General features: G+C 48.4%; 28 protein-coding genes. 18 read left to right on the top strand and 10 right to left on the bottom strand.

Features of this window, described 5'->3' with window-relative positions; all coding sequences use genetic code 11:
• Positions 1-89 precede the first annotated feature (89 nt).
• From AWU77_RS18275 to urtE, 7 genes are all read left to right on the top strand, one after another.
• A complete protein-coding gene (locus AWU77_RS18275) occupies positions 90-323 on the top strand; it encodes a type II toxin-antitoxin system ParD family antitoxin (protein WP_062066802.1) in 234 nt (77 codons plus the stop codon).
• Positions 320-622: a type II toxin-antitoxin system RelE/ParE family toxin gene (locus AWU77_RS18270; protein ID WP_062066799.1), complete on the top strand. Its 303-nt coding sequence runs from the start codon at positions 320-322 to the stop codon at positions 620-622. Before AWU77_RS18275 ends, AWU77_RS18270 begins: the two co-directional genes overlap by 4 nt.
• Before the next feature lie 312 nt (positions 623-934).
• Positions 935-2,185 carry an urea ABC transporter substrate-binding protein gene (gene urtA, locus AWU77_RS18265; RefSeq protein WP_375600844.1) on the top strand — a complete coding sequence of 417 codons (1,251 nt, stop codon included), beginning with the start codon at positions 935-937 and terminating at the stop codon, positions 2,183-2,185.
• Positions 2,186-2,276: 91 nt separating this feature from the next.
• Positions 2,277-3,203 (top strand): urea ABC transporter permease subunit UrtB, encoded by a 927-nt coding sequence (gene urtB / locus AWU77_RS18260; protein ID WP_062066792.1) that lies wholly within the window; start codon positions 2,277-2,279, stop codon positions 3,201-3,203.
• 45 nt (positions 3,204-3,248) lie between these two features.
• Positions 3,249-4,439 carry an urea ABC transporter permease subunit UrtC gene (gene urtC / locus AWU77_RS18255; protein WP_062066966.1) on the top strand — a complete coding sequence of 397 codons (1,191 nt, stop codon included), beginning with the start codon at positions 3,249-3,251 and terminating at the stop codon, positions 4,437-4,439.
• Positions 4,426-5,175: an urea ABC transporter ATP-binding protein UrtD gene (urtD, locus tag AWU77_RS18250; protein WP_062066790.1), complete on the top strand. Its 750-nt coding sequence runs from the start codon at positions 4,426-4,428 to the stop codon at positions 5,173-5,175. The genes urtC and urtD overlap by 14 nt, the downstream gene beginning before the upstream one ends.
• Positions 5,176-5,224: 49 nt before the next feature.
• On the top strand, positions 5,225-5,914 hold the full coding sequence (gene urtE / locus AWU77_RS18245; protein ID WP_062066787.1) for an urea ABC transporter ATP-binding subunit UrtE: 690 nt from the start codon (positions 5,225-5,227) through the stop codon (positions 5,912-5,914).
• An 85-nt stretch (positions 5,915-5,999) separates the two neighbouring features.
• On the opposite strand, the gene AWU77_RS18240 is transcribed toward urtE, so the two are convergent.
• Positions 6,000-6,320 carry a hypothetical protein gene (locus AWU77_RS18240; protein WP_062066784.1) on the bottom strand — a complete coding sequence of 107 codons (321 nt, stop codon included), beginning with the start codon at positions 6,318-6,320 and terminating at the stop codon, positions 6,000-6,002.
• 242 nt (positions 6,321-6,562) lie between these two features.
• Between AWU77_RS18240 and fmdA the strand changes: the two genes are divergently transcribed.
• Entirely contained in the window at positions 6,563-7,792 is a 1,230-nt protein-coding gene (gene fmdA, locus AWU77_RS18235; protein ID WP_062066781.1) for a formamidase, read from the top strand.
• An 11-nt stretch (positions 7,793-7,803) separates the two neighbouring features.
• On the top strand, positions 7,804-8,172 hold the full coding sequence (locus tag AWU77_RS18230) for an FmdB family zinc ribbon protein (protein ID WP_062066778.1): 369 nt from the start codon (positions 7,804-7,806) through the stop codon (positions 8,170-8,172).
• 68 nt (positions 8,173-8,240) lie between these two features.
• Here the strand turns inward: AWU77_RS18230 and AWU77_RS18225 are convergent, their stop codons facing one another.
• Positions 8,241-8,858 (bottom strand): TetR/AcrR family transcriptional regulator, encoded by a 618-nt coding sequence (locus AWU77_RS18225; protein ID WP_062066775.1) that lies wholly within the window; start codon positions 8,856-8,858, stop codon positions 8,241-8,243.
• Positions 8,859-8,957: 99 nt separating this feature from the next.
• Positions 8,958-9,701: a hypothetical protein gene (locus tag AWU77_RS18220; RefSeq protein ID WP_152625400.1), complete on the bottom strand. Its 744-nt coding sequence runs from the start codon at positions 9,699-9,701 to the stop codon at positions 8,958-8,960.
• 255 nt (positions 9,702-9,956) lie between these two features.
• Between AWU77_RS18220 and AWU77_RS18215 the strand changes: the two genes are divergently transcribed.
• Genes AWU77_RS18215 through AWU77_RS18205 form a run of 3 tightly spaced genes read left to right on the top strand, consistent with a single transcriptional unit; the run spans position 9,957 to position 11,733 of the window.
• The gene (locus tag AWU77_RS18215; RefSeq protein ID WP_084618540.1) at positions 9,957-10,445 is read left to right on the top strand and encodes a DUF3465 domain-containing protein; all 489 of its coding nucleotides are present in this window, start codon (positions 9,957-9,959) and stop codon (positions 10,443-10,445) included.
• 39 nt (positions 10,446-10,484) lie between these two features.
• Positions 10,485-11,039, top strand: a complete 555-nt coding sequence (locus AWU77_RS18210; RefSeq protein ID WP_062066769.1) for a cytochrome b — start codon at positions 10,485-10,487, stop codon at positions 11,037-11,039.
• Positions 11,040-11,043: 4 nt separating this feature from the next.
• On the top strand, positions 11,044-11,733 hold the full coding sequence (locus AWU77_RS18205) for a VIT family protein (protein ID WP_062066767.1): 690 nt from the start codon (positions 11,044-11,046) through the stop codon (positions 11,731-11,733).
• On the opposite strand, the gene AWU77_RS18200 is transcribed toward AWU77_RS18205, so the two are convergent.
• A complete protein-coding gene (locus tag AWU77_RS18200; RefSeq protein ID WP_062066764.1) occupies positions 11,713-12,420 on the bottom strand; it encodes a type 1 glutamine amidotransferase in 708 nt (235 codons plus the stop codon). The two genes, AWU77_RS18205 and AWU77_RS18200, sit on opposite strands and share 21 nt — an antisense overlap.
• A 339-nt stretch (positions 12,421-12,759) precedes the next feature.
• On the opposite strand from AWU77_RS18200, the gene rhlB reads away from it, so the two are divergent.
• The 3 genes from rhlB to AWU77_RS18185 all read left to right on the top strand — a co-directional run bounded on the left by rhlB (position 12,760) and on the right by AWU77_RS18185 (position 16,689).
• Positions 12,760-14,349 (top strand): ATP-dependent RNA helicase RhlB, encoded by a 1,590-nt coding sequence (gene rhlB, locus AWU77_RS18195; protein ID WP_062066960.1) that lies wholly within the window; start codon positions 12,760-12,762, stop codon positions 14,347-14,349.
• A gap of 75 nt (positions 14,350-14,424) precedes the next feature.
• On the top strand, positions 14,425-15,291 hold the full coding sequence (locus AWU77_RS18190; protein ID WP_062066761.1) for a DMT family transporter: 867 nt from the start codon (positions 14,425-14,427) through the stop codon (positions 15,289-15,291).
• Positions 15,292-15,426: 135 nt separating this feature from the next.
• Positions 15,427-16,689 carry a response regulator gene (locus AWU77_RS18185; RefSeq protein ID WP_062066957.1) on the top strand — a complete coding sequence of 421 codons (1,263 nt, stop codon included), beginning with the start codon at positions 15,427-15,429 and terminating at the stop codon, positions 16,687-16,689.
• Positions 16,690-16,777: 88 nt separating this feature from the next.
• On the opposite strand, the gene cysZ is transcribed toward AWU77_RS18185, so the two are convergent.
• The 6 genes from cysZ to gatC all read right to left on the bottom strand — a co-directional run bounded on the left by cysZ (position 16,778) and on the right by gatC (position 21,948).
• Positions 16,778-17,518 (bottom strand): sulfate transporter CysZ, encoded by a 741-nt coding sequence (gene cysZ / locus AWU77_RS18180; RefSeq protein WP_062066758.1) that lies wholly within the window; start codon positions 17,516-17,518, stop codon positions 16,778-16,780.
• Entirely contained in the window at positions 17,519-18,055 is a 537-nt protein-coding gene (gene rrtA, locus AWU77_RS18175) for a rhombosortase (protein ID WP_062066953.1), read from the bottom strand.
• Between the two features lie 343 nt (positions 18,056-18,398).
• A complete protein-coding gene (locus AWU77_RS18170) occupies positions 18,399-18,695 on the bottom strand; it encodes a PA4642 family protein (protein ID WP_062066755.1) in 297 nt (98 codons plus the stop codon).
• 12 nt (positions 18,696-18,707) lie between these two features.
• Positions 18,708-20,153: an Asp-tRNA(Asn)/Glu-tRNA(Gln) amidotransferase subunit GatB gene (gene gatB, locus AWU77_RS18165; RefSeq protein WP_062066752.1), complete on the bottom strand. Its 1,446-nt coding sequence runs from the start codon at positions 20,151-20,153 to the stop codon at positions 18,708-18,710.
• A gap of 15 nt (positions 20,154-20,168) precedes the next feature.
• On the bottom strand, positions 20,169-21,623 hold the full coding sequence (gatA, locus tag AWU77_RS18160) for an Asp-tRNA(Asn)/Glu-tRNA(Gln) amidotransferase subunit GatA (RefSeq protein ID WP_062066749.1): 1,455 nt from the start codon (positions 21,621-21,623) through the stop codon (positions 20,169-20,171).
• 37 nt (positions 21,624-21,660) lie between these two features.
• On the bottom strand, positions 21,661-21,948 hold the full coding sequence (gene gatC, locus AWU77_RS18155) for an Asp-tRNA(Asn)/Glu-tRNA(Gln) amidotransferase subunit GatC (protein WP_062066746.1): 288 nt from the start codon (positions 21,946-21,948) through the stop codon (positions 21,661-21,663).
• A gap of 514 nt (positions 21,949-22,462) precedes the next feature.
• On the opposite strand from gatC, the gene AWU77_RS18150 reads away from it, so the two are divergent.
• Genes AWU77_RS18150 through mreD form a run of 3 tightly spaced genes read left to right on the top strand, consistent with a single transcriptional unit; the run spans position 22,463 to position 24,952 of the window.
• Entirely contained in the window at positions 22,463-23,497 is a 1,035-nt protein-coding gene (locus AWU77_RS18150; protein ID WP_062066743.1) for a rod shape-determining protein, read from the top strand.
• Between the two features lie 52 nt (positions 23,498-23,549).
• A complete protein-coding gene (mreC, locus tag AWU77_RS18145) occupies positions 23,550-24,467 on the top strand; it encodes a rod shape-determining protein MreC (protein ID WP_152625399.1) in 918 nt (305 codons plus the stop codon).
• Positions 24,467-24,952: a rod shape-determining protein MreD gene (gene mreD / locus AWU77_RS18140; RefSeq protein ID WP_062066740.1), complete on the top strand. Its 486-nt coding sequence runs from the start codon at positions 24,467-24,469 to the stop codon at positions 24,950-24,952. The genes mreC and mreD overlap by 1 nt, the downstream gene beginning before the upstream one ends.
• The last annotated feature ends 17 nt before the right edge of the window (positions 24,953-24,969 follow it).

Here is a 24,969-nt window from a genome sequence, read left to right as displayed (position 1 = left end):
CCAGCTTTAAGCCTAATGTCCAAGTTTGCCAAATATGGACATGAGTGCTAGGCTAGGCCAAGCCAAGTACGTAAAGAAGAGGCCACGCCATGAATATCAGCTTTACCGAGAAACAAGCTCAATATATAGCCGCGCAAATTGATGGTGGCGATTATCAAAATGCCAGCGAGGTAGTGCGCGATGCGCTGCGGTTACATGAGGTATACCGTCATCGTGTTATCGATGAGCTGCGCGCTGAAATTGCCAAGGGCTGGGAAGGTGCGACCAGCAGTAAAACCGTTCAGGACATCATTGCTGATAAACGCAAAACCAAGCGCAAATGACTTCTGCATTAAAAACCTATCGCCTATCGCTGGCAGCGGAAGCTGACCTGGGCGATATATTTGATTACACCGCCGAACAGTTTGGCGCAGATCAAGCTGCTAGCTATCTTGCTGGGCTTGAGGTGCAACTTGTCCAACTGACTGCCAATCCAAAACTGGGGCGCGAGCGCAAAGAAATTCGCGCTGGGTTGCGCAGTATTGCTTATACCAGTCACGTCATCTTCTATCGCATTCGCACGGACCATATCCGTGTTGTCCGCATTCTTCACGGCAGTCGTGATTTGCCAAGGTTTTTCTGAAAGCCAGAATTCATCTTTATTGATCGTCGTATATACCTTCTGCATTAATTCTTTTGAAAAATACCCAAGCCTACCGCTAATTGCTATGCGTCAAATGACGTAGTGGTCTGTGTCATTTATCGAATGGTTCTCACTGCTGGTCGCGTTTAAATTGTGAACCGTAGAGAAAGCTTCAGCTTCAAAGTTTCTTCTCGACAATCAACGTCTTAGTAAGGACAAAAACTCAGTGGTAACAATCTGCAAATCCCTATTACAGCTTGTGTACAACCCAAACAATTTTTAATTACCTGAGGAACGACCATGAACAAGACCATGCTATCTACCCTCCAGACACCGCTCCAAAAACAAAGGGTGGGAATGAAAACCTGGAAAAAATGTTTGCTAACACTCGCTGCATCACTGGCATTTGGTACCGTCCATGCTGCTGATGTGAATACCACTGGCCTTGCAGTGACAGATACGACGGTTAAGGTCGGTATTCTTCACTCGGTGACGGGCACTATGTCGATCAGTGAAACCGGTTCTGTGCAAGCAGAAAAAATGGCGATTGAACAGATCAATGCCATGGGCGGTGTGCTTGGGCGCAAAATTGAATATATCCAAGAGGATGGTGCGAGTGACTGGCCAACCTTTGCGGAGAAATCTAAAAAATTATTGGTGAACGATAAGGTCGCTGCGGTATTCGGTTGCTGGACTTCTGCATCGCGCAAAGCCGTATTGCCGATTTTTGAACAATACAACGGCATGCTCTACTACCCCACCTTTTATGAAGGTTTGGAGCAATCACCTAACGTGATTTACACCGGTCAGGAAGCGACGCAACAAATTATTGCGGGCATTGACTGGGTAACCAAAACCAAAGGTGCAAAATCATTTTACTTGCTCGGTTCAGATTATATTTGGCCGCGCACCTCGAACAAAATTGCGCGTAAACATATTGAAAAATTAGGTTTGAAAGTGGTGGGTGAAGAATATTATCCACTCGGTCATACCCAATTTAACTCGGTGATTAACAAAATCAAACTGAATAAACCTGATGTTATTTATGCGATTGTAGTGGGCGGCTCTAACGTTGCGTTCTACAAACAATTAAAAGCAGCGGGTATTGATATGACTAAAGAGAAACCACTGGTGTTGACCATCTCGGTAACTGAAGATGAAATTCTCGGTATCGGTGGTGAAAATATGGTGGGTGCTTATGCGGCGATGAAGTATTTCCAAAGCTTGCCGAACGAAAACAACAAAAAGTTTGTGGCTGATTTTAAAGCTATGTACGGCAAAGACATTGTAATCGGCGATGTAACCCAAGCTGCTTACCTTGGCCCTTGGTTGTGGAAAGCGGCAGTGGAAAAAGCGGGTTCATTTGATATTGATAAAGTGCGCGCTGCATCGCCCGGTATTGAGTTGACCACTGCGCCTGAAGGTTATGTGAAAGTTCACCCGAATCATCACCTCTGGTCCAAAACCCGCGTAGGTCATGCCCGTGCTGATGGTCAATACGATGTAGTGTTTGAAACTAAAGAGCTGATCGAGCCAGATCCATTCCCTAAAGGTTATCAATAACAAAAAAGTAATCACCAGCCGCTGGCTGGTGATTACTTTGTAAAAAATGTAACTGGTCTAATTTTTTAAACGAGATGATGAGGATACAGCCATGTTTGCTGAATACAGTACCTCGGAGTTGTTATCAATCTTTGCCATGCAAGGTGTAGCAGGATTGATTTTGTTTTCGGTATTTGTGCTTATGGCCTTGGGGCTGGCTATTATTTTTGGCCAGATGGGCGTGATCAATATGGCGCACGGCGAATTTATGATTCTCGGTGCCTATGTTACTTATTTAACATCCAATGTTTTTTCTACTTACCTTCCTGATTTATTTAGTATCTATTTTATTCTTGCCATGATTCTCGCGTTTCTTGTGGCTGGAGCATTGGGCGCATTCGTTGAATGGGCGATGATCCGGCATCTTTATCACCGGCCATTGGATACCTTATTGGCAACCTGGGGTTTAAGTTTAATTTTGCAACAAACCTATCGCACTGTGTTTGGTCCGCGTGAAGTGGGTGTGACATTACCGGATTGGTTAATGGGCTCCTATCAACTTACTGAAACGATTGAATTACCGATTAATGGATTATTTGTGATGTGCCTTGCGCTGGGTATTTCACTCGCGGTTGCATTGTTAATGTATCGCTCTCGCTGGGGAATACAGGTTCGCGCTGTAGTGCAAAATCGTCCTATGGCCGGTGCAGTTGGCATTAATACCGGCAAGGTAGATCGCGTGACATTTGCTTTGGGCTGCGGTATTGCTGGTGTTGCGGGTAGTGCGTTTACCATGATTGGTTCGACTGGCCCGACCTCTGGCCAACTTTATATTGTGGATACATTTTTGGTTGTCGTGTTTGGTGGTGCATCGAGTTTGATCGGCACTATCGCGTCGGCATTTAGTATTTCGCAAGCGCAATCGACGATGGAATTTTTTATGAGTGGTTCTATGTCAAAAGTATTAACACTGTTGTTTGTGGTGTTGATTCTGATGTTGCGTCCGCAAGGTTTGTTCACGCTCAAAGTGCGCCGTTAAGAGGAGTCACTCATTATGTCCCTTTTGCTGAAATCAAAAGCGGGTATGGCATCGCTCCTACCCAAAAAAGAGTTGTACGGATTTTTGGTGCTCGCGTTAATTCTTGTTGTTGTACTGCCACTTTCGCTGGATATTTTTCGCCTCAATTTGGTCGGTAAATATTTAACCTATGCGTTTGTCGCAGTGGGTTTGGTGTTGTGTTGGGGTTATGGTGGAATTTTAAGTTTGGGGCAGGGCGTATTTTTTGGTTTGGGTGGTTACATCATGGCGATGTTTCTCAAGCTGGAAGCGTCTGATCCTGAAAGTACTAAAATTCAATCCACCCCCGGCATTCCCGATTTTATGGATTGGAATCAAATCACCGAATTGCCGTTTTTCTGGCAGCCCTTTTACAGTTTCACCTTCACCTTGATCGCACTCATTATTGTGCCCACGATTATTGCGTACATAGTGGGTGTGGCCATGTTTAAACGGCGTGTGGGTGGGGTTTATTTTGCGATTATTACCCAGGCGATTGCAGCGATCCTGACGATTTTAATTATCGGTCAGCAGGGTTATACCGGTGGTGTAAATGGCATGACAGATTTGCGCACACTGCACGGCTGGGATATTCGCACCGACAACGCCAAATACATTTTTTACTTTTTGTGTGTATTTATGTTGTTTGTGTGTTTGCTGATCGCGCAGTTTATTCGCAAAAGTAAATTGGGTCGTTTGCTGGTGGCAATGCGCGATAAAGAAGATCGCGTGCGCTTTTCGGGTTATGACGTTTCCAACTTTAAAATATTTGTGTTCTGTATCGGTGCCATCTTCGCGGCGATAGGCGGTGCGATGTTTACTTTGCAAGTGGGTTTTATGTCGCCCACGCTGGTTGGCATTGTGCCCTCGATTGAAATGGTAATTTTCTGCGCAGTGGGCGGGCGTTTGTCCATCATTGGCGCAGTGTACGGTGCTTTGGTGGTGAACTTTGCTAAAACATCTTTCTCGGAAAGTTTTCCGGAGCTTTGGTTGTTTGCCATGGGCGGTTTGTTTATCGCGGTGGTAATGGCATTCCCCAATGGTTTGGCGGGTTTGTACAACACCTATGCCGCGCCTAAAGTGGATGCTTTTTTTGCCAAACTATTTAGCAAAAACACAACGGACAATTCTGCTCCGCCTATCACACCGGCGACAAAACCAGTAACCAAAACCGAATCAACCTCGCTGCCACAAGGAGCACTCCATGAGCCCCAGTAATACAGACTTTGTATTGGCGGTGGAAGGTCTCACCGTTTCATTTGATGGTTTTAAAGCAGTGAATGATTTGAGTTTTTATGTGGATGAAAATGAGATCCGCGTGATTATCGGCCCCAATGGTGCCGGTAAAACTACGGTACTGGATTTAATTTGCGGCCGCACCAAAGCCACCGAAGGCTCAATCAAGTTTCGCAATAAAGAACTCACCAAAATGAAAGAGCACGACATAGTGAAAGCGGGTGTCGGGCGCAAGTTTCAAACCCCATCCATTTATGGCGATTTAAGTGTGTTTGAAAATTTGGAGATTTCATTTCCGCGCGGTCGCTCAGTATTTGGTGCCTTGGTATTCAAACGCGATGAAGAGGTGATTAATAAGGTTCATGAAGTTGCCGATATGATTTTTCTTGGCGATCAGTTGGATAAACAAGCGGAACTGCTCAGTCACGGGCAAAAACAGTGGCTGGAGATTGGCATGTTGCTGATGCAAGACCCTGATCTGCTGATGCTTGATGAGCCGGTGGCGGGCATGTCCGTAGGCGAGCGGCAACAAACTGCAGAATTGCTGCGCAGCATTATCAAAGATCGCTCGGTGATTGTAATCGAACATGATATGCAATTTGTTGCACAAATCGCCGACAAAGTGACTGTGTTACATCAGGGAAAAATTCTCGCCGAAGGCTCCGTGGATAAGGTTAAAACCAATCCAAAAGTGATTGAAGTTTACCTTGGCCATTAACAGGGTCTTACACCCCTAATAGTACGAGTAACAGCCCGGAGAAAAAGTTATGTTGTCTGTATCAGATTACCGCGTCAGTTATGGCCAGAGTGAAGTGTTACACGGATTAAATTTTGAAATAAAACCGTGTGAAATTGTCGCCGTTATGGGGCGCAATGGCATGGGTAAAACGACCCTGATGAAATCCTTAATGGGCGTAATTCCCAGTTCGGGCGGCAGTGTGAAATTAGAGGGAGCAGAGGTCAGCCATATGAAAAGCCATCAGCGCGTAGCGAGTGGTTTTGGTTTTGTGCCGCAGGGGCGAATGATTTTTTCCAGTATGACGGTGAAAGAAAATATTGAAACCGGGTTGACCACCACCAAGCGCCGCAGTGTACCTAAAGAGCTTTACGATATGTTTCCTGTGTTGCTGGAAATGCGCAATCGGCGCGGCGGCAATTTATCGGGCGGGCAGCAGCAGCAATTGGCGATTGCGCGCGCTTTGGCGAGCGATCCGAAAATGTTGTTTCTCGATGAGCCCACTGAAGGCATACAGCCGTCCATCATTCGCGAAATAGGTCGAACGCTAAAAATGATTCGCGATCAGCGCGGCTTATCGATTGTGGTATCGGAACAAGTATTGAGTTTTGCGCTGGATATAGCCGACCGGATTTTAGTCATCGAAAAAGGTGAAATTGTGCATGAAGAATTGCGCGCGACAATTAATGAAGCCAAGGTGGCATCTTATTTGTCGGTGTGATTTTTTAATGTGGTGTAGATAAACAGTTTAACTTCAGCCAGCTTTCGCCATGTCTCGGGCGATCGCTGGTTTTTTTTATTGCAGATTAATCCTGGCGATCTTCCGGCGGTTTTCTATCGCGCGGTTCAGGCATGTTGTCGGGTTTGCACGCAAGTGTCGCGTCATCGGTTTGGCGTGGTGGTGTGCTGCATACGCCGTTGATTAATTCATCATTGCGCCCCGCAAATGTACAAGCGTCATTTGCGTTTAAGCCTTTGCAGGCGAGCAGGGCTTGTTGCGGTGGCCCTGCATGTTGCTCATCACGCGATGGACGTTGTTGCTCCGCTGCATAAACTGGCAGTGCAAATGAATGAAACAAAACGCCAACTATTCCTAAGCATTGCGCCGCTTTAATTAATGTTTTCATTAGTTACCTCTTTTTACTTGCTGGTCTCGGTTGATGGATGCATTCAGTTATCCATAAGACGCAAGCTTTTGGTGTTGGTTCTAACGGCATGACCAGTGTCATAGTTTTTGCACAATCTGTATTTTCCATACGTTAAATGACGTAGTTCTGCGCGCTATTTGTCGTATGGTGAATTATCGGTTCACGCCAGATACTGATCCTGTTCCGTGACAATTTGTCCAACCACAGCAGGAGTCAGTACCATGGCTGAAACGATTATCAAAATAGATTTAACTAAATCGCCCTATGAAAATGAAATGATTCACAACCGCTGGCATCCGGATATCCCCATGGTGAAAACCGTGAAGCCTGGCGAAGATTTTATTATTGAATGCTACGATTGGACTGGCGGCCAAATTAAAAATGACGACTGTGCCGATGACGTGCGCGATGTGGATTTATCGCAAGTGCACTTTCTGTCTGGCCCCGTGGGTGTGGAAGGGGCAGAGCCGGGCGATTTATTGGTGGTCGATATTCTTGATATTGGCGCCTTTCAAGAAAGTCTCTGGGGCTTCAACGGCTTTTTCTCCAAACAAAATGGCGGTGGTTTTTTAACAGAGCATTTTCCCGAAGCGCAAAAATCGATTTGGGATATCAACGGTATGTTCACTAAATCCCGTCATATTCCCAATGTTGAGTTCGCTGGTTTGGTGCACCCTGGTTTGATTGGTTGTTTACCCTCTAAGGAAATGCTGTTGGAGTGGAATAAGCGTGAAAAGGAGTTATACGAAACTGAGCCTGATCGCGTTCCTGCACTCGCCACCCTGCCTTATGCCGATACAGCCCATATGGGCAAGATGGCTCCCGATGCTGCAAAAATTGCCGCTGCAGAAGGTGCGCGCACCGTTCCGCCGCGTGAGCATGGCGGTAACTGCGATATTAAAGATTTATCGCGCGGTTCCAAAATTTATTTCCCTGTATATGTAAAAGGCGGCGGCTTATCTGTCGGCGATTTGCATTTTAGTCAAGGCGATGGCGAGATCACGTTTTGCGGTGCGATTGAAATGGCCGGTTGGATTCATTTGCGGGTGAGTTTAATCAAAGACGGCATGGCGAAATACGCGATTAAAAATCCGATCTTCAAGCCGAGCCCAATTGCACCGAAATATGACGACTACTTAATCTTTGAGGGTATCTCTGTTGATGAATATGGCGAGCAACATTATCTGGATGTGCATGTCGCTTATCGCCAGGCGTGTTTGAATGCGATTAACTACATGACCAAATTTGGTTACTCAAAAGCCCAAGCGTATTCCATTCTCGGTTGTGCGCCGGTGCAGGGGCATATTTCGGGTGTGGTAGATATACCAAATGCCTGCGCGACGCTCTGGTTGCCCACGGATATTTTTGATTTCGATATCAACCCATCGGCAGAAGGACCAACCAAAAAAGTATCGCCGGGAATGGATGTGCCTCTGTCGAAGGATAAATAGGAGTATTAACTATGCCCGTATACGACTACAAGTGTGCAGATCATGGTTTGTTCTACGAATTGGCCTCCATGGATGATTCCAGCAAACCTATTGCATGCCCAACCTGCACAAAGCTCTGTCCGCGCGTCATCATGATCGCGCCGGGGTTTTTGGATATGAAAAAAGAAAATCGTGCAGCGCACGCGCGTAATGAAACCGCGATGAATGCCCCGGTATTTTCTACGCCGGAATATCGCGCTGAACAGCAGGCGCGCCGCGAGCATAAACACGGTAAGGGTTGTGGCTGTAGTGATAAACCGATTCGGAAATCGAATTTAATGTACACCGCTGGTGGCAACAAAATGTTTCCATCAATGCGGCCATGGATGATTAGTCATTGAGTTGAAATTGGTTTGTCGCGCAATTAAAAAGGGCTTCTTGTGATGCCCTTTTTAATACATTTGCTTTGCTAGTGCTTTTTTTCCGTTGCACGCAAGGTGTCAATATAATCGTTCAGCGTGCCAAATAAATCGCCCAGTAATTCTGGCGCCTGCATGCATTTAGCTGCGCCCATAATGCCTTGATAGCTGCTAAAAATGAACATCGAAATTTTTACCGGGTCTATATCTTGTCTGACTATGCCATCGGTCTGCCCTTGGGCAAGCGAATGTACTATGGTCATGTGTACACCTTCAAATACTTTTTCCAGACGCTGGTGAAAGCCGGCATCGATTGCGGCCATTTCCTGATTCAGATTATTTAACGGGCAGCCATTAAAGGCGACGGCATTTTGAAAGGACTCGGCTTTTCGTAAAAACATTTTTTGCAGGGTGGTCAGTGGGTCTTTTGATTGTAAAAACAGTTCTTCCCACACGCTTTGAAACTGCCCCATTAATACTTCATCGACCACTGCGTAACCCAAGGCTAATTTGTTGGGAAAATAATGATACAGAGCACCTTTAGCCAAATTGGTCTTTTGCAGAATGGAGTCAATACGCATACCCTGATAGCCGTTTTGGAAAATCTCTTCCCGTGCGGCTTCCAGAATGCGAGTGCGGGTTTGTTCGGCATTGCGTTCAGTTGTCATAATTGTCTCTAGGGTAATTAATCATTTTATTGTTATGGGTTTTCATGACATCCCAGTGAAACACTTTAGTAAAAGTATCTTCATGCAGCCAGCGCGCCGCTAAAACGACGGCGCCTGGATTTTAACTACATTGGTTTTAATATTGCCCATCAGGCTTGCAAAAAATAATAGCAAACAGGCGTTTAGCTCGAGAGTCTCTTCAAACCATTGGGATAAACCCTTATCAATACTGAATAACTCCCGGTCAAACGGCCAGCCGCAGGCATAAAAAATACAGGCAATCAGTGTCATCACAACTGTGGGTGACAGCAATATTTGCCCTAAATTGCGCATAACCAGCCCGATGCGACGTGACATATGCAGTACAAAGCCGAGAATCATTAAGACGGCTATAACGCGTAGGGTTTTTTCCAGTATATCCCACGCGGCGGCGTTGCCCAGTTTATCTATATCCACTTCGCGTAAAAAAAGCGCTAGGGCGAACAATGCCAAGCCTATGCGAATATCGCGCTTTAGGCCTGAATCATGGGCGTTAAATGCGCGCCAGCCTTGAATTACGGCGGCCACCAGCAAAAAGCCACCTTGTGCCAATTCGAGTAGGGCATTTTCTTGCACAATTGCTGCATTGAATTGCCAGGCTTCAAAGCTCAGGGTGCTACAAATCGCTAAAACACCCATTATGAAGAATGTTAAGGCTATTGCTCTGATTTGATTGGTGTAACTCATCAATTCCAGCGAAAACGGCTGGAAATCTGCCATGTGATAGGGTGAGCGTAACTCAAGGTTTGGAAAGTTCTTTAGTGACGGCATCTGTGACAGTGACGATTTGAATCTGTCTTTCATTAAGGGTTTGCTCCTCGAGCGATCTTGTGGTGTCTGGTCTTTCCAGTTATAAACCGACTGGTTGGTCTGTTGCCATTAGATAACAGACCAAATGGTCTGTCAACGTGGCTTTTGTGAAAAAGTGTCAGGCTGGAGGGGGCGCTGAGGCTGAATTAATCTTGCTTTAAGTTTGCGTGAGTAAGCTGTGCTAAGCGTTAACACTACTGGCAGACTGGGTTATGCTGCAGGGCTCTCACGTATTATGAAGGATTGACTATGAAACCTCGCAGTAAAATGAAGCCGCTGTTGGCGCTGTTGATTTTTGCCCTTGGTCTGGGTGTGCTCAATAGCGTTAATACACAGCAATTGCTGGAGTCAGATGCCGCACAAGCACAGCTGCAGCTAGCGTCAGAGGGCAGCAGTGTTGCGGGAAGCGACGTACTAATTGCAGAGGCATTCCGCGATGGGCAGTCTAATGTTCAACTTGGTGGTGAGGGCAGGGTGCTGCGAATTTTGCCGGATGACAACGAGGGTAGTCGCCACCAAAAATTTCTATTGGAGCTGGATTCTGGTCACACTTTATTGATTGCTCATAATATTGATTTGGCGCCGCGTGTAGAGAATCTGCGCGAGGGCGAACGCTTGGAGTTTTATGGTGAGTACGAATGGAATCAGAAAGGTGGTGTCATCCACTGGACTCATCATGATCCACGGGGACAGCACCCCGGTGGTTGGCTGAAATATGAAGGCCGTATCTATAAATAAATCGTTTTAACACAATAAGAAGCTTACCGAGGAACAACGATGAATAACCCCAGTACTGTTAGCCGCTATAGCCCGATTATTATTGGTTTGCACTGGTTTATGTTTGTGCTGTTGATTGCGGTGTTTGCCACCATTGAAATGCGCAGCTTATTTCCGCGCGGCAGTGATCCGCGGGACTTGGTTAAGGCATTGCATTTTATGCTGGGGATTGCCGTGTTGCTGCTGGTAGTTATTCGCCTTGGTGTGCGTTTATCCAGCCCTACGCCTGCAATTGTTCCTGCGCCGCGTTCGATTGAAAACCTGCTCGCCAAAAGCATGCATATCGCGCTCTATGTTTTTATGATTTTTATGCCGATTGCCGGCTGGATAATTTTAAGTGCTGAAGGGCATGGCGTTCCTTTTTTGGGGCTGGAGTTACCACCCTTAGTTGATAAAAATCATGCGTTAGCGGAACAGGTTGAAGATATTCACAAACTGGTTGGTGAAATAGGGTATTACTTGATTGGCTTGCATGTATTGGCAGGTTTATTTCACCACTATATAAAGCGCGACAATACCTTAACGCGCATTTCACTCATCAATAAAAAGTCTTGAAGTTATGCCTCATCGCGAGGGACATCGTTCCCATCACTCAGGTTGGTTGCGCGCTGCGGTATTGGGCGCAAACGATGGCATTATTTCCACCGCCAGTTTGATGATGGGAATTGTCGCCGCGCAGGCTGATTCTTCTGCCGTTTTATTGGCCGGTGTGGCGGGGTTGGTGGCGGGCGCGATGAGCATGGCCGCCGGCGAATATGTTTCGGTTCGCTCACAGGCAGATACCGAGGCTGCTGACCTTGCACGCGAAACCCATGAGCTTGCGACTGATGCAGCAGGCGAGCATCGCGAGTTGGAAGAGATTTATGTCGCGCGCGGTTTGCAGCGTGAACTCGCCCGCGAAGTAGCCAAACAATTAATGCAGCACGATGCACTCGGCGCCCACGCGCGGGATGAGTTGGGCATCACCGATATGTACAGCGCGCGGCCACTGCAAGCGGCGCTCACTTCCGCTGCCACTTTCGCCGCCGGTGCGCTGATTCCGCTATTGGTTGTGTTGTTGCATCCTGCACAATATTTATCCTTTGCGATTGTAGCGAGTTCACTGTTTGCGCTGGTGTTGTTAGGTGGGCTTGCCGCTAAAGTGGGCGGCGCCAATCTCTGGCTTGGCGCTGCCCGCGTCGGTTTTTGGGGGGCTGCCGCTATGGCGTTAACCTCTGTCGCTGGGCATTTATTTGGTGTTGTGTTCTGATCCAAAAATAATCGCGATTACCTCGCTCATGGCTCGATTAATCTGCGCAAATGTTTCGTCGCTCGCCAGAATTTCCTGTGCAGTTTGGGTATAGCGCGAACCATCAATATCCTCGCCGCAATGTTCAATCAGCGCGCGCGCCGATTCAGATGTGGTTTCCAAATGGAACTGGAAACCGTAAACCTTCTCTTGATACACATAAGCCTGATTGGCACAGCCTTCGCTGCGCGCGAGGTGAACCGCACCGGGTGGCAACGCAAAGGTATCGCCATGCCAGTGAAAGACTACCGGGTAGCGGGAAAATACTTGGGCTATAGGATGGGTCGCCGCTGCGGGATCAATCGTGATTGGCAGCCAGCCAATTTCTTTGTGCGGGTTGCGGGTGACTTTTGCGCCGAGCACATCGGCAATTAGCTGGGCGCCCAAACAAATTCCCAGCACGATTTTTCCGGCGCCGATGGCCTGTTTAATCAGGATTTTCTCATCGGCTAGCCAGGGGTAGAGCGCTTCATCATAAATACCCATGGGGCCGCCCATGACGATTAATGCATCAAACTCATCGAGTGCCGGGGCTGCATCGCCTCTGTACCAGTGAGTGCTGGACAGCGCGTAACCGCGCGCGCGAAAGTCGTTGGCCATACTGCCAATATCTTCAAAGGCAACGTGTTGCAAGCTGTGAATTCTCATAGAGGGTTCCTTCTGTTGCTCATAGGCGCTGGTGAAAATGGATAAAACAGTGCTGATTATGCAGAAAACCATGGAGTTGGTGGCCATTAATTCCCTCCAACTGGCGTCAAAGCCGCTGATTGTCTGATGATTGGTGTATACTCGGGCACAGTTCATGCGTGCAATTAATAGACTGTTTGCGCGTTCCTTCTACTGTCTCGCCACAGGTTTGAATTCCTTGGTAGGTTTGAACCCCTCTAATGCCAGATTTGAACGCTCTGATGCATAAGTGAGAAGCAGTAGTTATATCGGTAAGTCTGCGCGACTTCCCCCCTAAGCCTCTGGCTGCAATAACTTTTGGTGATTAGATTGATCGGATTCTTTAAAAAATTGATTGGTTCAGGTGCGGAAAAACCTGAAAAAAACGAGGCAACATCCAAGCCTGCTAGTGACAAACCCGCCGCAAAAAAACATCCCCGCGAGCGCAGTGGCCAGAACAATCGCGGCAATCGCAACTCCCGCGACCAGCGCCAAGGTCAAAAAAGCGAGCAACAAGCTCCCGCAGTAAAACGCGATCACTCGCCTAAACCTGCGCGCCATGCTGAGCAGCGTCCCAAAAAAGCCGTTAAGGTCGATCACGGCCCATGGGATATCGCCCAGTTTGAAGTAGAGCAAATCGAAGGCAAAAGCCGCTTCCACGATTTTGATTTAGAGCTGCCGATCATGCGTGCGATTGCGGATCTCGGTTTTAAATACTGCTCGCCGATTCAGGCGCAATCACTACCCTATGCCTTGCAAGGTAAGGATGTGGTGGGCAAGGCCCAAACCGGTACCGGTAAAACGGCGGCGTTTTTAACCGCAATTATCGATGATCTGCTTAAAAACCCTATCACCGAAAAACGCTACGCCGGTGAAGCGCGCGCACTGATTATTGCTCCGACACGGGAGCTGGTAATCCAAATCGCGGAAGATGCCAAAAGCCTGTGCAAATATACGGATTTGAAAATTCACACATTGGTTGGCGGTATGGATTACGTCAAACAACAGCGTCACTTGCACGATGATCTGGTCGATATCTTGGTTGCCACACCCGGGCGGTTGCTCGATTTTTGCGGCAACAAAGATGTGTATCTCGACCAGTTGGAAATTCTTGTTATCGATGAAGCTGACCGCATGCTCGATATGGGCTTCATTCCGCAAGTGCGTCAGATTGTGCGCCAGACACCCAAGCGTGAAGATCGCCAGACACTGTTTTTCTCTGCCACCTTTACCGACGAAGTGCGCACCCTGGTTGAGCAGTGGACTTACCAGCCGACAACGATCGATATAGAGCCAGAATCGGTTGCCAACGAACGTGTTGAGCAGCATGTCTATTTGGTTTCAACCGAAGAGAAATACACCCTGCTGTATAACTTGATTCAACAGGAACACGCCGAGAGCATGATTGTATTTGCCAATCGCCGCGATGAGTGCCGCGATCTGCAAGAAAAGCTGCAGCGCCACGGTATTAAGGCGGGATTGCTCTCCGGTGAAATCGCGCAGAACAAACGTGTGTCTACTTTGGATGCATTCAAAACCGGTGAGATAAAAGTGCTGGTGGCGACCGATGTTGCCGGGCGCGGGATTCATATCAGCGGTATCAGCCACGTAGTGAATTTCACCTTGCCAGAAGAGCCGGAAGATTATGTACATCGCATTGGCCGCACCGGTCGCGCGGGTAAAAACGGTACCTCGATCAGTTTTGCCTGTGAGGATGACGCCTTGTTGCTGGAGCCTATTGCAAAGCTGTTGGGCAAGAAGATTAAGTGCGAGCAGCCACCGGAGTATTTGTTGCTGACCCCGCCCGACAGTCCGCCAGCACCGCCGCGGGCACGCACCAGTGAGCGGTTTAGCAATCGCTCGGTCGGCAATCGCCCAGGGGGCAATCGCAGCCGCAGGCCGCGCAACTAAGCTCATTTGTATTATCGCTAACCATTGATTGATTCGCCCGGTATTCACCGGGCGCTCCCATCGCCTGGAAGGGTTATGTCCTCTGCTAAATCTGCCTTGTTAACCCTGCATTTGGGTGCCTTCTTAATGGGCGCGACCGGGCTTTTCTCTAAAATTATTGAATTGCCCGCGTGGGATATTACCGGTTACCGCACCTGGATTGCGGCGGTGGTATTGTTTCTCTGGGTCTGGTGGCGTGAATCTCATATTGGCCTGAAATCCCTGCGTGATTTTGGTCGCATGTTTATTCTGGGTGTGTTGTTGGCATCACACTGGGTCACATTTTTTTATTCGATGCAGGTCGCCAATATCGCCGTAGGCATGATTTCGCTCTATGCCTATCCGGTAGTCACGGTATTTCTGGAGCCATGGCTCAAGCGCACCAAGCTCGACTGGCGCGATGTGGTGAGTGGTTTTTTAGTGCTGGTCGGGATTTATTGCCTGGTGCCGGAGTTCGATATAGATAACAACATGACCCAGGGGGTGATCTGGGGGGTGATTTCCGCGCTCACCTTTGCAGTGCGCAATTTATTGTTGGGCCATTGGTTTAGCAAACAAAGTGCGGCGCGCTCCATGAGCTACCAAGTTCTGGTAGTTGCACTTCTGATGACACCGGTTTTGTATCTGTCACCACACCAGCCTACACAGCATGATTGGTGGTTGTTGTTATGTCTGGGGGTCGGATTTACTGCCATTACTCACACCCTGTTAGGGTTTTCCCTGCGCTATTTAAAAGCGAAAACCGTGGGCTTGGTGGCTTGTTTACAGCCGGTTTACGCGGTGGGTTATGAAATCGCCTTTCTGCACACCTACCCCGATCTGAGCACCTTACTTGGCGGCAGTATTATTATGGCGGCAGCGATTTATGAGTCGCTGCGCGAGCATAAAAAATCTGCTCTTTAGTTCTTAGGCTATGTTGAAAAACAATTTTAAGTGCTAAAGATTAAGCCTAATCATAGGCTTAGCGCATTTTCCTAAGCTTTTGTTAAACATTGGCTACACTCAATGAATACTTACGCATTTGTTGAGTGGTTTCCTATGAAAAAAATTCTCATTGTAGAAGACAGCGATATGGTGATGAAGGTGTTGCGCCATTTGGTGCACAGTGCATCGCTGGCATACGAAGCTGTCTATGCCGCCAGTCTGGCACAGGCGACGAGTCTTTATGAGCAATCGCCAGATGATTTTTTTGCGGCATTGGTTGATCTGAATCTGCCCGATGCACCTGATGGCGAAGTGGTGGATTTTACCCTCAGCAAAAAAATTCCCACCATTGTGCTCACCGGCTCTTACGATGAAAAACGGCGCGAGCAATTGTTCAACAAAGGCATTGTGGATTACGTAACCAAAGAAGGTCGCTACGCTTACAGCAAAGCGATTGGCATGATTCATCGGCTGGAAAAAAATCAGCGCATCAAAGTATTGGTAGTAGATGATTCGGACATGTCGCGCAAGCATATGGCGAATTTGTTTCGTCGCCATTTATTTCAAGTGGTAGAAGCCGTTGATGGCGTTGATGCAATTAAAGTACTGCTGGAAAATCCGGATATTAAATTATTGATCACCGATTACAACATGCCTCAAATGGATGGCTTTGAACTGGTGCGCAACCTGCGTTACAAGTACGACAAAACCGATTTGATTATGATTGGGGTGTCTGGTGAAAGTAGCGAGGCGCTCTCGGCTAAATTTATCAAACACGGTGCCAATGACTTTTTGCGCAAACCGTTTCACCCGGAAGAGTTTTACTGCCGCATTATTCACAATATTGAATATCTTGAATTGGTCGAACAAATTACCGAAAACGCCCAGCGCGACCACCTTACCGGTCTTTACCATCGCGCTTATTTTTTTAATGCGGCGCGTGAACTGTATAAGACGGCAGTAGAAAAGGCGGTTCCGTTATCTATGGCGATTATCAATATCGATCAGTTCAGCAGCGTAAATGAGCGCTATGGCAATGCCTGGGGTGATGTGGCGCTCAAACATATCGCGGCCAATTTGCATAATATGCTCGGGCGATTTTTATTGGCTCGCGCAGACAGCGATGATTTTTATGTATTAATGCCGGGGTTAGATCACGAAAAAGCAGCGGCCTTGTTAAGTAAAGTGAAACAGTTACTTGCTGCTGAAGCCTGTACGCTAAGTGGCGAGATCTGTAATTTCTATTTCAGTGCAGGGGTAACCAGTCAATTGCACCAGAGTCTGGACCAGCAATTCGCTCAGGCCCACACTTACTTGCAACACGCCAAAGAAGCTGGTGGCAATATGATTGTGGATGATGGGGATGCGGAGGAGTAAGTCGCTTTTCGCTTAAAATATACAAGGGCGCCAATTGGCGCCCTTGTTGTTTGTGCTGTTCTGAATCAATGTGTTGTGTGGTTGGTTATTATGGTGAAAGATGTTTGACCTCTTTCACCCAATATAAAGTTGCCCCCGCAACGGCAATCGGTGTAACAAAAATATTCAATACCGGCACCATGCTGCCCAACAAAATAATCCCGCCATAGGAATAACTGGTCAGCGGTTGCTTATTCAAGCGGCGGCGCAATTCGCGAAAGCTGAGCTGATGGTTATCGGCAGGGTAATCTGAATACTGCACCGCCATACACCAGCAGCTCCAAATCGCGCCGATCAATACACCCAGTAAGTTTGCACCAGGAATAAAAAACAGCGCGATAAACACCAACAAAATCAGTAAGCCACGGCTGACAAAATACCAAAGCTTTACAGCTTCGCGTTGCAGTGTGCGTGGAATTAATTGCCCCCAGGGTTCATCTGGAGGTGCAACGCCGGTCAAGTGGGTTTCGATCTTCTCGGCCAGTAAACCAAAAAATGGCGCCGCTAAAAAATTGGTAATGATATTAAAGCTGTAACCATAGACAACCAAAAAAACAAATCCCACCAGCGGCCACAATAGCCAAGCAAACCAGTCCAGCCAATCCGGCGACCAATCCAACACCAGCGCAAAAAAATCGCCAAACGCGTGATAGAGCGCAATCGTTACCACCACAAAAATAAGTAGGTTAATTAACAGCGGAATTAAAATAAACCGGCGAAACCCCGGCTTCACCACCAGCCGCGCACCTGCTAAAAAATAATCTATCGCACTACCGGGAGAGCCTTGCATCTATTCTTTCCTTCTCAAGCGTTGTAAAAAATAATCAGTGCTCGCAAACACCAAACCTGCCAGCGCGCCGTATAAATGCGATTCCACCGCCACCGCAACGGGCAGCAGCGCCTGCAAATCCGTTGCCGTATAACCAGCACTATTTTCCTGCATTAATTTAACCACCACCAAGCCTAACGCAAGTACCCGAATCCAAATAGGATAACTGCGTGTAAGCAATAACCCCGCAACAATTAACCCATGAATCGCCCCAGATAAACCAGCATAAGGTGCATACTCGGGATTCAGTAGATAAATTCCCACACCGACACTGGCGCAGCACCAGAACAATAACAGCGAGAATTTTTTTAACGAGTATTCCGCAAAAAAAGCCAACACACCCAATAACAGCGCCGCTGCGTTCATTAGTGTATGCAACCAACCAAAATGGACCATGTTGCCGGTGAGTAACCGCCAAACTTCGCCAGCGGCAACTCTGGTGGGGTCGAGGCTGAGCGTGCCAAATACTATCGCGTCCATTGCGGTAAGGCAGAGCATTAGCGCGCTTAATATCAGGCAAAACCCCAAGGGCGCGGTTATTTTAATAGTGGGCATCGAATGTGTTGTAGGCAGTAAATTGAGGTTGCATCTTAGACTCAGAGTGTAGGTCGGTGCAAATTACCCAGTGCGGTCATTGTTGGAGCGGCGGCTTTTTGGGACAGTAATGTAATAAGTAATAGCGTGTATTGGTTGATGGTTGATGGTTGATGGATGTGTTTTAATTCTGAATGTATGGCGGCTTGCTTCGCGAAGCCGCCCTACGTGAGACTAATATATCGCGAGAAACGAAAAAGGCAGCCATTGCGGGCTGCCTTTTTGTTTGTGGTGATGCTATTTCTATTTACTTCGCACCATGTGCTTCTAACGCAATGACATACTCTTCGCCGTTGCGGTGGGCTTTTGCGACTTGCAGGAAGGTTTTGCCTTCCGGGCCGACTGCGTTTATATCTTTACCGGCTTCAACAAAAAACTTTACGAAGGTTTTGAAGTTTTCGCCGAGCATGCCGCGATAGGCTTTTTCCAGCAGGTGGTAATCGGCATTGACGCCCGCAGGGGCGGGGTAGTTTAAAAAGGTTTTGATGCGGTCGTCGTCGAAAGTTTCGCCGAGGACTTTTTCTTTGTCTTTACGTAAGCTCATTTTTTCAATCTCTTAGCCGTTTAATTTCTTAACCAACAACTCATTCAGCACTTGCGGGTTCGCTTGGCCTTTGGATGCTTTCATCGCTTGACCCACAAAGAAGCCGAGCATTTTTGCGCGTTTGTCTTCCGGCGCGGCGCGGTAGCCTTCTACTTGTGGGGCGTTAGCGGCGAGAATGTCGTCGATAATTTTTTCCAGCGCGCCGGTATCGGAAACCTGTTTTAACCCTTTGGTATCGATAATGGTGTCGGCATCGCCTTCGCCGTTGCACATAGCTTCAAACACTTGCTTGGCGATTTTGCTGGAGAGAGTTCCGTCTTTTACACGCAGAACCAAACCAGCGAGCAATTCAGGTGTAATCGGCGATTGGTCAATGCGCTGTTCAGTGCGATTCAGGTAAGCACCTAAATCCGCCATGATCCAGTTGGCAGTGAGTTTGGCTTCGCCAGAAATTTTTGTTGATGCTTCAAAAAACACAGCTGCAAATTTATCCATGGTGATCTGGCCAGCGTCGTAGCTGCTCAAACCATATTGCTCAACAAAACGCGCGCGTTTGGCTTCGGGCAATTCCGGCATTTGTGCGCGTACCGATTCGATGTACGCATCATCCAGAATTACTGGCAGCAAGTCAGGGCAGGGGAAGTAGCGGTAGTCATTACTATCTTCTTTGCTGCGCATGCTGCGGGCTTTTTTGGTATCGCCGTTGTACAGGCGCGTTTCTTGACGAATTTTTCCGCCGTCTTCCAATACATCAATTTGGCGTTCAACTTCGAGCGCGATGGCTTCTTCCATAAATTTAAATGAGTTTAAATTTTTGGTTTCAGTGCGCGTGCCGAGTTTTTCCTGGCCTTTGGGACGAACGGAAATGTTTACGTCAAAGCGCATTGAACCCTGGCTCATGTCGCCGTCGCAAATTTCCAATGAAGTAACGATGGAGTGTAACTTTTTCGCAAAGGCAACGGCTTCTTCAGCGCTGCGCATATCGGGTTCGGTGACCACTTCAATTAGCGGCGTGCCAGCGCGATTTAAATCGATTCCGCTCATGCCAGCAAAATCTTCGTGTAAAGATTTTCCTGCATCTTCTTCCAAATGCGCGTGGTGAATACGAACGCGTTTGCTGCGGCCTTCGCCCAATTCCAAGTCAACAAAACCTGCGCCGACGATGGGTTCGGCGAGCTGCGTGGTTTGATAACCTTTGGGTAGATCGGGATAAAAGTAATTTTTGCGTTCAAACACGGAGCGCTTGCCGATTTCTGCATTTACGGCCAAGCCAAACATGGTGGCAAAGCGAAATGCTTGTTCGTTGACGACTGGCAGTGTGCCGGGCAGTGCCAAATCAATCGCGCAAGCTTGGGTGTTTGGCTCAGCACCGAACGCAGTGCTGGCGCCAGAGAAAATTTTAGTTTTGGTGGCCAGTTGTACGTGAACTTCCAAGCCGATTACGGTTTCCCATTGCATCTTTGTATTCCTCTCTTATTCAATGCCAGGGGCGGATTGTTGGTGGAAGTTAGTTGCTTGCTGGAATTGGTGTGCCGCATTTAACAGCTGCGATTCAGCGAAGAAGTTGCCAATCAATTGCAAGCCAACTGGTTTGTTATCGACTAATCCGCAAGGAATCGATAAGCCGGGCAAGCCCGCCAAATTGGTGGCGATGGTATAAATATCTTCCAAATACATGGCCACTGGATCTTTGCTTTTTGAACCAAATTGGAATGCTGGCGATGGCGAGGTCGGCCCGAGAATGACATCGACACTGTCGAATGCATCGACAAAATCTTGTTTAATCAAGCGGCGCACTTTTTGCGCTTTGCTGTAATAGGCATCGTAATAACCGGCAGACAATGCGTAAGCACCAACAAGAATACGGCGCTTCACTTCTGCACCAAAACCTTCACTGCGCGAGCGCATATAAAGATCATTTAAATCGGTGGGGTTTTCGCAGCGATGACCATAACGCACGCCGTCAAAGCGCGATAAGTTTGCTGAACATTCTGCCGGTGCGATTACGTAGTAAGCGGGCACTGCCAAGTGCGTGTGTGGCAAGCTGACGCTGTGAATGGTTGCGCCCAAGCCTTCGTACACTTTGATCGCATCTTCAACCAATTTTGCGGTTTGTGGATTTAAACCTTCACCGAAATATTCTTTTGGTACACCGATGCGCAAACCTTTTAAGGATTTGTTTAAGTCGGCGGTGTAATCCGGTACGTCGCGTTCAACGCAGGTGGAATCTTTTGCATCAAAGCTCGCCATGTCGTTTAACAAAATCGCAGCGTCTTCCGCAGTGCGCGACAAAATTCCCGCTTGGTCGAGGCTTGAGGCAAACGCAATCATGCCCCAGCGCGATACGCGGCCGTAGGTTGGTTTAATGCCGGTTAATCCGCACAGTGCAGCTGGCTGACGAATAGAGCCGCCAGTGTCCGATGCAGTCGCCGCCGGTGCTAAATGTGCAGCCACTGCCGCAGCAGAACCGCCTGAAGATCCGCCGGGTACACAATCAATCGCCCAAGGATTTTTTACCGGGCCGTACCAGCTGGTTTCATTGGATGAGCCCATGGCGAATTCATCCATATTGGTTTTACCCAGCATCACCACACCGGAATTTAAATAATTTTCAACGATAGTGGCGTTGTAGGGCGCGATAAATTTATCGAGCATTTTGGACGCGCACGACGTGCGTACGCCGGTGGTGCAAAAAATATCTTTGTGTGCAATTGGCACACCGCAGAGTGCGGGGGCGTTGCCAGCGGCTAAACGTTTGTCGGCAGCAGCGGCTTGTTGCAGGGCGATGTCGTTAGTCACAGTGATATAACTGTTGTAAGTGCTATCGAGACGCGCGATGCGGTCGAGATAATGTTGGGTCACTTCGGTACTGGAAAAGTCTTTGTTGCGCAGACCCTTGACCAGTTCGGCAATGGTGAATTGATGCATTGCAAATATCCTGATTTTTCTTCGAGAGAAGGGATTTTTATTCGATAACCTGCGGTACGAGGTACAGGCCGTCTTGGGTGGCGGGTGCAATCGCTTGGAAAGCGTCGCGCTGGTTGGGCTCGGTCACTACATCCGCACGCAGGCGCTGTACGGCATCCAGTGGATGCGCCATGGGCAATACGCCATCGGTATTGACCGCTTGCAGTTGGTCAACCAGAGCCAGCACATCGGAGATACTTTTGGCCGCTTCATCGGCGGCCTCATCGCTAATCTGGATGCGCGCCAGGTTGGCGAGCTTGGCGATATCGGAACGGTCTACAGCCATGGGGTCTTAGCTCCAGCAAAAGAAACATGAAAACAGTATGGTGAAACAGCAAAAATCGTAAACAGTAAAAGTGTGGCGAACGGCAGCGAAGCTTGGCTATACCACTAAAAACGGGCGCCAAAGGTACCACATTTGCGCCTTGCCCTGAACCCTTGTGGTTGATAGAGTGCGGCGAGTTTTTAACCATGTTGAATAAATGTTTTTAGCGATGCGCGCATTGCGCAAAAAGTAGCCGCAAACGTCGGCGATATTAGCGATTTATTTGAACTTTGCGGTTAATTTAGGTCGGATAAAAAGCGAAAATTCACTTATACTGCGCGCTTCTTAAAAATTTGCAGGGATTCTTCGCCTCATAAGCAATAAGTTGCGGAGAAAATATTCAGGGAACTGCGTTTGCAGAATCGAATCCTGATTGCCATGAGCGCGCCGTCGCAAGAGTGGGCAACTGTTGTTAGCAACACCAAAACAACCCGAATTCTATTTAACACATTCTAATTTAAGGCCTCGTCCCGTCATGATGAAACTTTTGCGTGGAGCATTTTCTAACGATCTCTCAATCGACCTTGGTACAGCAAACACGCTGATTTATGTGCGCGGTCGCGGCATAGTGCTTAATGAGCCATCGGTAGTGGCGATTCGCCATCACAACGGCACCAAAATTGTGGAAGCCGTAGGGGTTGAGGCAAAGCGTATGCTGGGCCGTACACCGGGCAATATTACTGCTATCCGCCCGCTGAAAGACGGTGTAATCGCCGACTTTCAGGTCACTGAAAAAATGCTGCAACACTTTATCCGCAAGGTGCACGAAAACTCCTGGTTTAGCCCATCCCCCCGCGTTCTGATCAGTGTTCCCTGTCTTTCTACCGAAGTTGAAAAGCGTGCGATTCGCGAATCTGCATTAGGTGCTGGCGCGCGTGAAGTGCGTTTGATTGAAGAACCTATGGCAGCGGCAATTGGTGCTGGCCTGAAAGTATCGGAAGCAAATGGTTCTATGGTGGTGGATATAGGTGGTGGTACTACCGAGATTGCGGTTATCTCTTTGAACGGTGTGGTGTACTCCGATTCCGTGCGTATCGGCGGCGACCGTTTTGATGAAGCAATCGTGAACTATGTTCGTCGCAACTACGGCAGTGTGATTGGTGATGCGACTGCTGAGCGTATCAAACAAGAAATTGGCTGTGCTTTTGCCGGTAGTGAAATTCGCGAGATTGATGTGCGCGGTCGCAATTTGGCAGAAGGTGTGCCGCGCAGCTTTACCCTGAGCAGCGATGAAATTCTTGAAGCACTGCAAGATCCATTAGCCGGTATTGTTCAGGCGGTGAAAAGCGCGCTGGAACAATCGCCTCCGGAATTGGCCTCTGATATCGCCGAAAGCGGTGTTGTGTTGACTGGCGGTGGCGCTTTGCTGCGTGACATTGATCGCCTGTTGTCGAACGAAACCGGTCTGCCCTTTATTGTTGCTGAAGACCCACTGACCTGTGTGGCTCGTGGTGGTGGTATTGCGCTGGAGATGAACGACAAGCGCAATATTGACCTGCTGTCGTCCTGATTTGTTTTGAAGCCCGTGTTTTGCGGGCTTCAACTCCAGGGGAGAACTCACCATTAAACCGCTCTTTGCCCGAGGCTCATCCGCCACCAGTCGCGCTTTCATTTTTGTTTTGATTGCGATGGCGCTGGTGATTGTTGGGCTTTATACCGACCGCCTTGAACCGTTGCGCGAAAAACTCGCCCAAGTGGTAACACCTTTCTATCAGATTACCGATGTACCTAGCCGCGTAAACGATTGGCGCAAAGATACGTTTGTCTCTCAGGCAGATCTCAAGCTCGAAAATGAGGCGCTTAAAACTGAATTATTGATTCATCGGCGCAAACTGCAACAGTTGGCTTCGCTTGCCGCAGAAAACGTGCGTTTGCGCCAACTGCTCAATGCCAGCCAGATGCTGCAGGATACGGTGCTGATTGCGGAACTGATTGGGGTTTCGCCCAACCCGCTCAGCCATAAAGTGATTATCAATCGCGGTACGGTAGATGGCGCGTTTAAAGGCCAGCCGGTATTGGATGCGTTTGGTTTGATGGGGCAGGTGATTGAGGTGGGTGAAACATCCAGTACGGTACTGCTCATTTCAGACTCCACCCACGCAATTCCGGTGCAGGTTAATCGCAATGGTGTGCGCGCAATTGCCGAAGGCACCGGCGATTTAAATAGTTTAAGTCTGCGCCACGTATCGGCCAATACCGACATTCGCGCGGGTGATTTGCTGGTCAGCTCCGGGTTGGGCGCGCGTTTTCCGGTTGGCTATCCGGTTGCTGAGGTGCAGCAAGTAGTGCGTGATCCGGGCAAGGCGTTTCTGACTGTGATCGCCAAACCTATGGCGCGTTTGGATCGCAGTCGCCATTTGTTATTAGTCTTTGAAAACCGCGATCAGGCCAGTGTGCCGGGCGCCTTAAGCCTGCCGACGACCGAACCTGCTGCTTCCGCTGGATCGTCTTCTTCCAGCTCGGCCGCCGGAGCGCGCTGATGCTCAGCCCGCAGTTGAATCTTTATTTTATTGTCGCTCTGAGTTTTGTGGCGGCATTAATCTTGTCGGTTTACCCGTTACCGATGGACATGCGTTGGTGGCGCCCTGAGTTTGTCTTGGTAGTGGCGATTTACTGGATCTTTTTTATGCCGCTAACGATCAGCTTTACGCTGCTCTGCGCTCTGGGGTTGTTTCAGGATTTGCTTGAAGGCGTGCCCTTTGGCCAGCACAGCCTCGGTCTGATAATCGTGGCCTATATTTGTATCCTCTCGTACCAACGGGTGCGCAACTTCTCAATTGGCCGCCAATCAGCTTGGATCTTTGTGCTGGTTGGTATCGCCCAGCTAACGGATAACTGGGTGCAGGGCATGGCCGGGCGCCAGTTGTCGGGTATTCAATTTTTATATCCGGCAATCACCAGCGCGCTCTTATGGCCCGTCTGCTCTTGGTGGCTAAACGGCATAACGCATCGCTACCATCATTAACTGCCCTTTGCGGTATC

It is taken from the genome of Cellvibrio sp. OA-2007 (assembly GCF_000953825.1).
Classification (GTDB): Bacteria; Pseudomonadota; Gammaproteobacteria; order Pseudomonadales; family Cellvibrionaceae; genus Cellvibrio.
The sequence above is the reverse complement of the archived record's forward strand: the minus strand, read 5'-3'. Positions and strand labels throughout refer to the sequence as shown.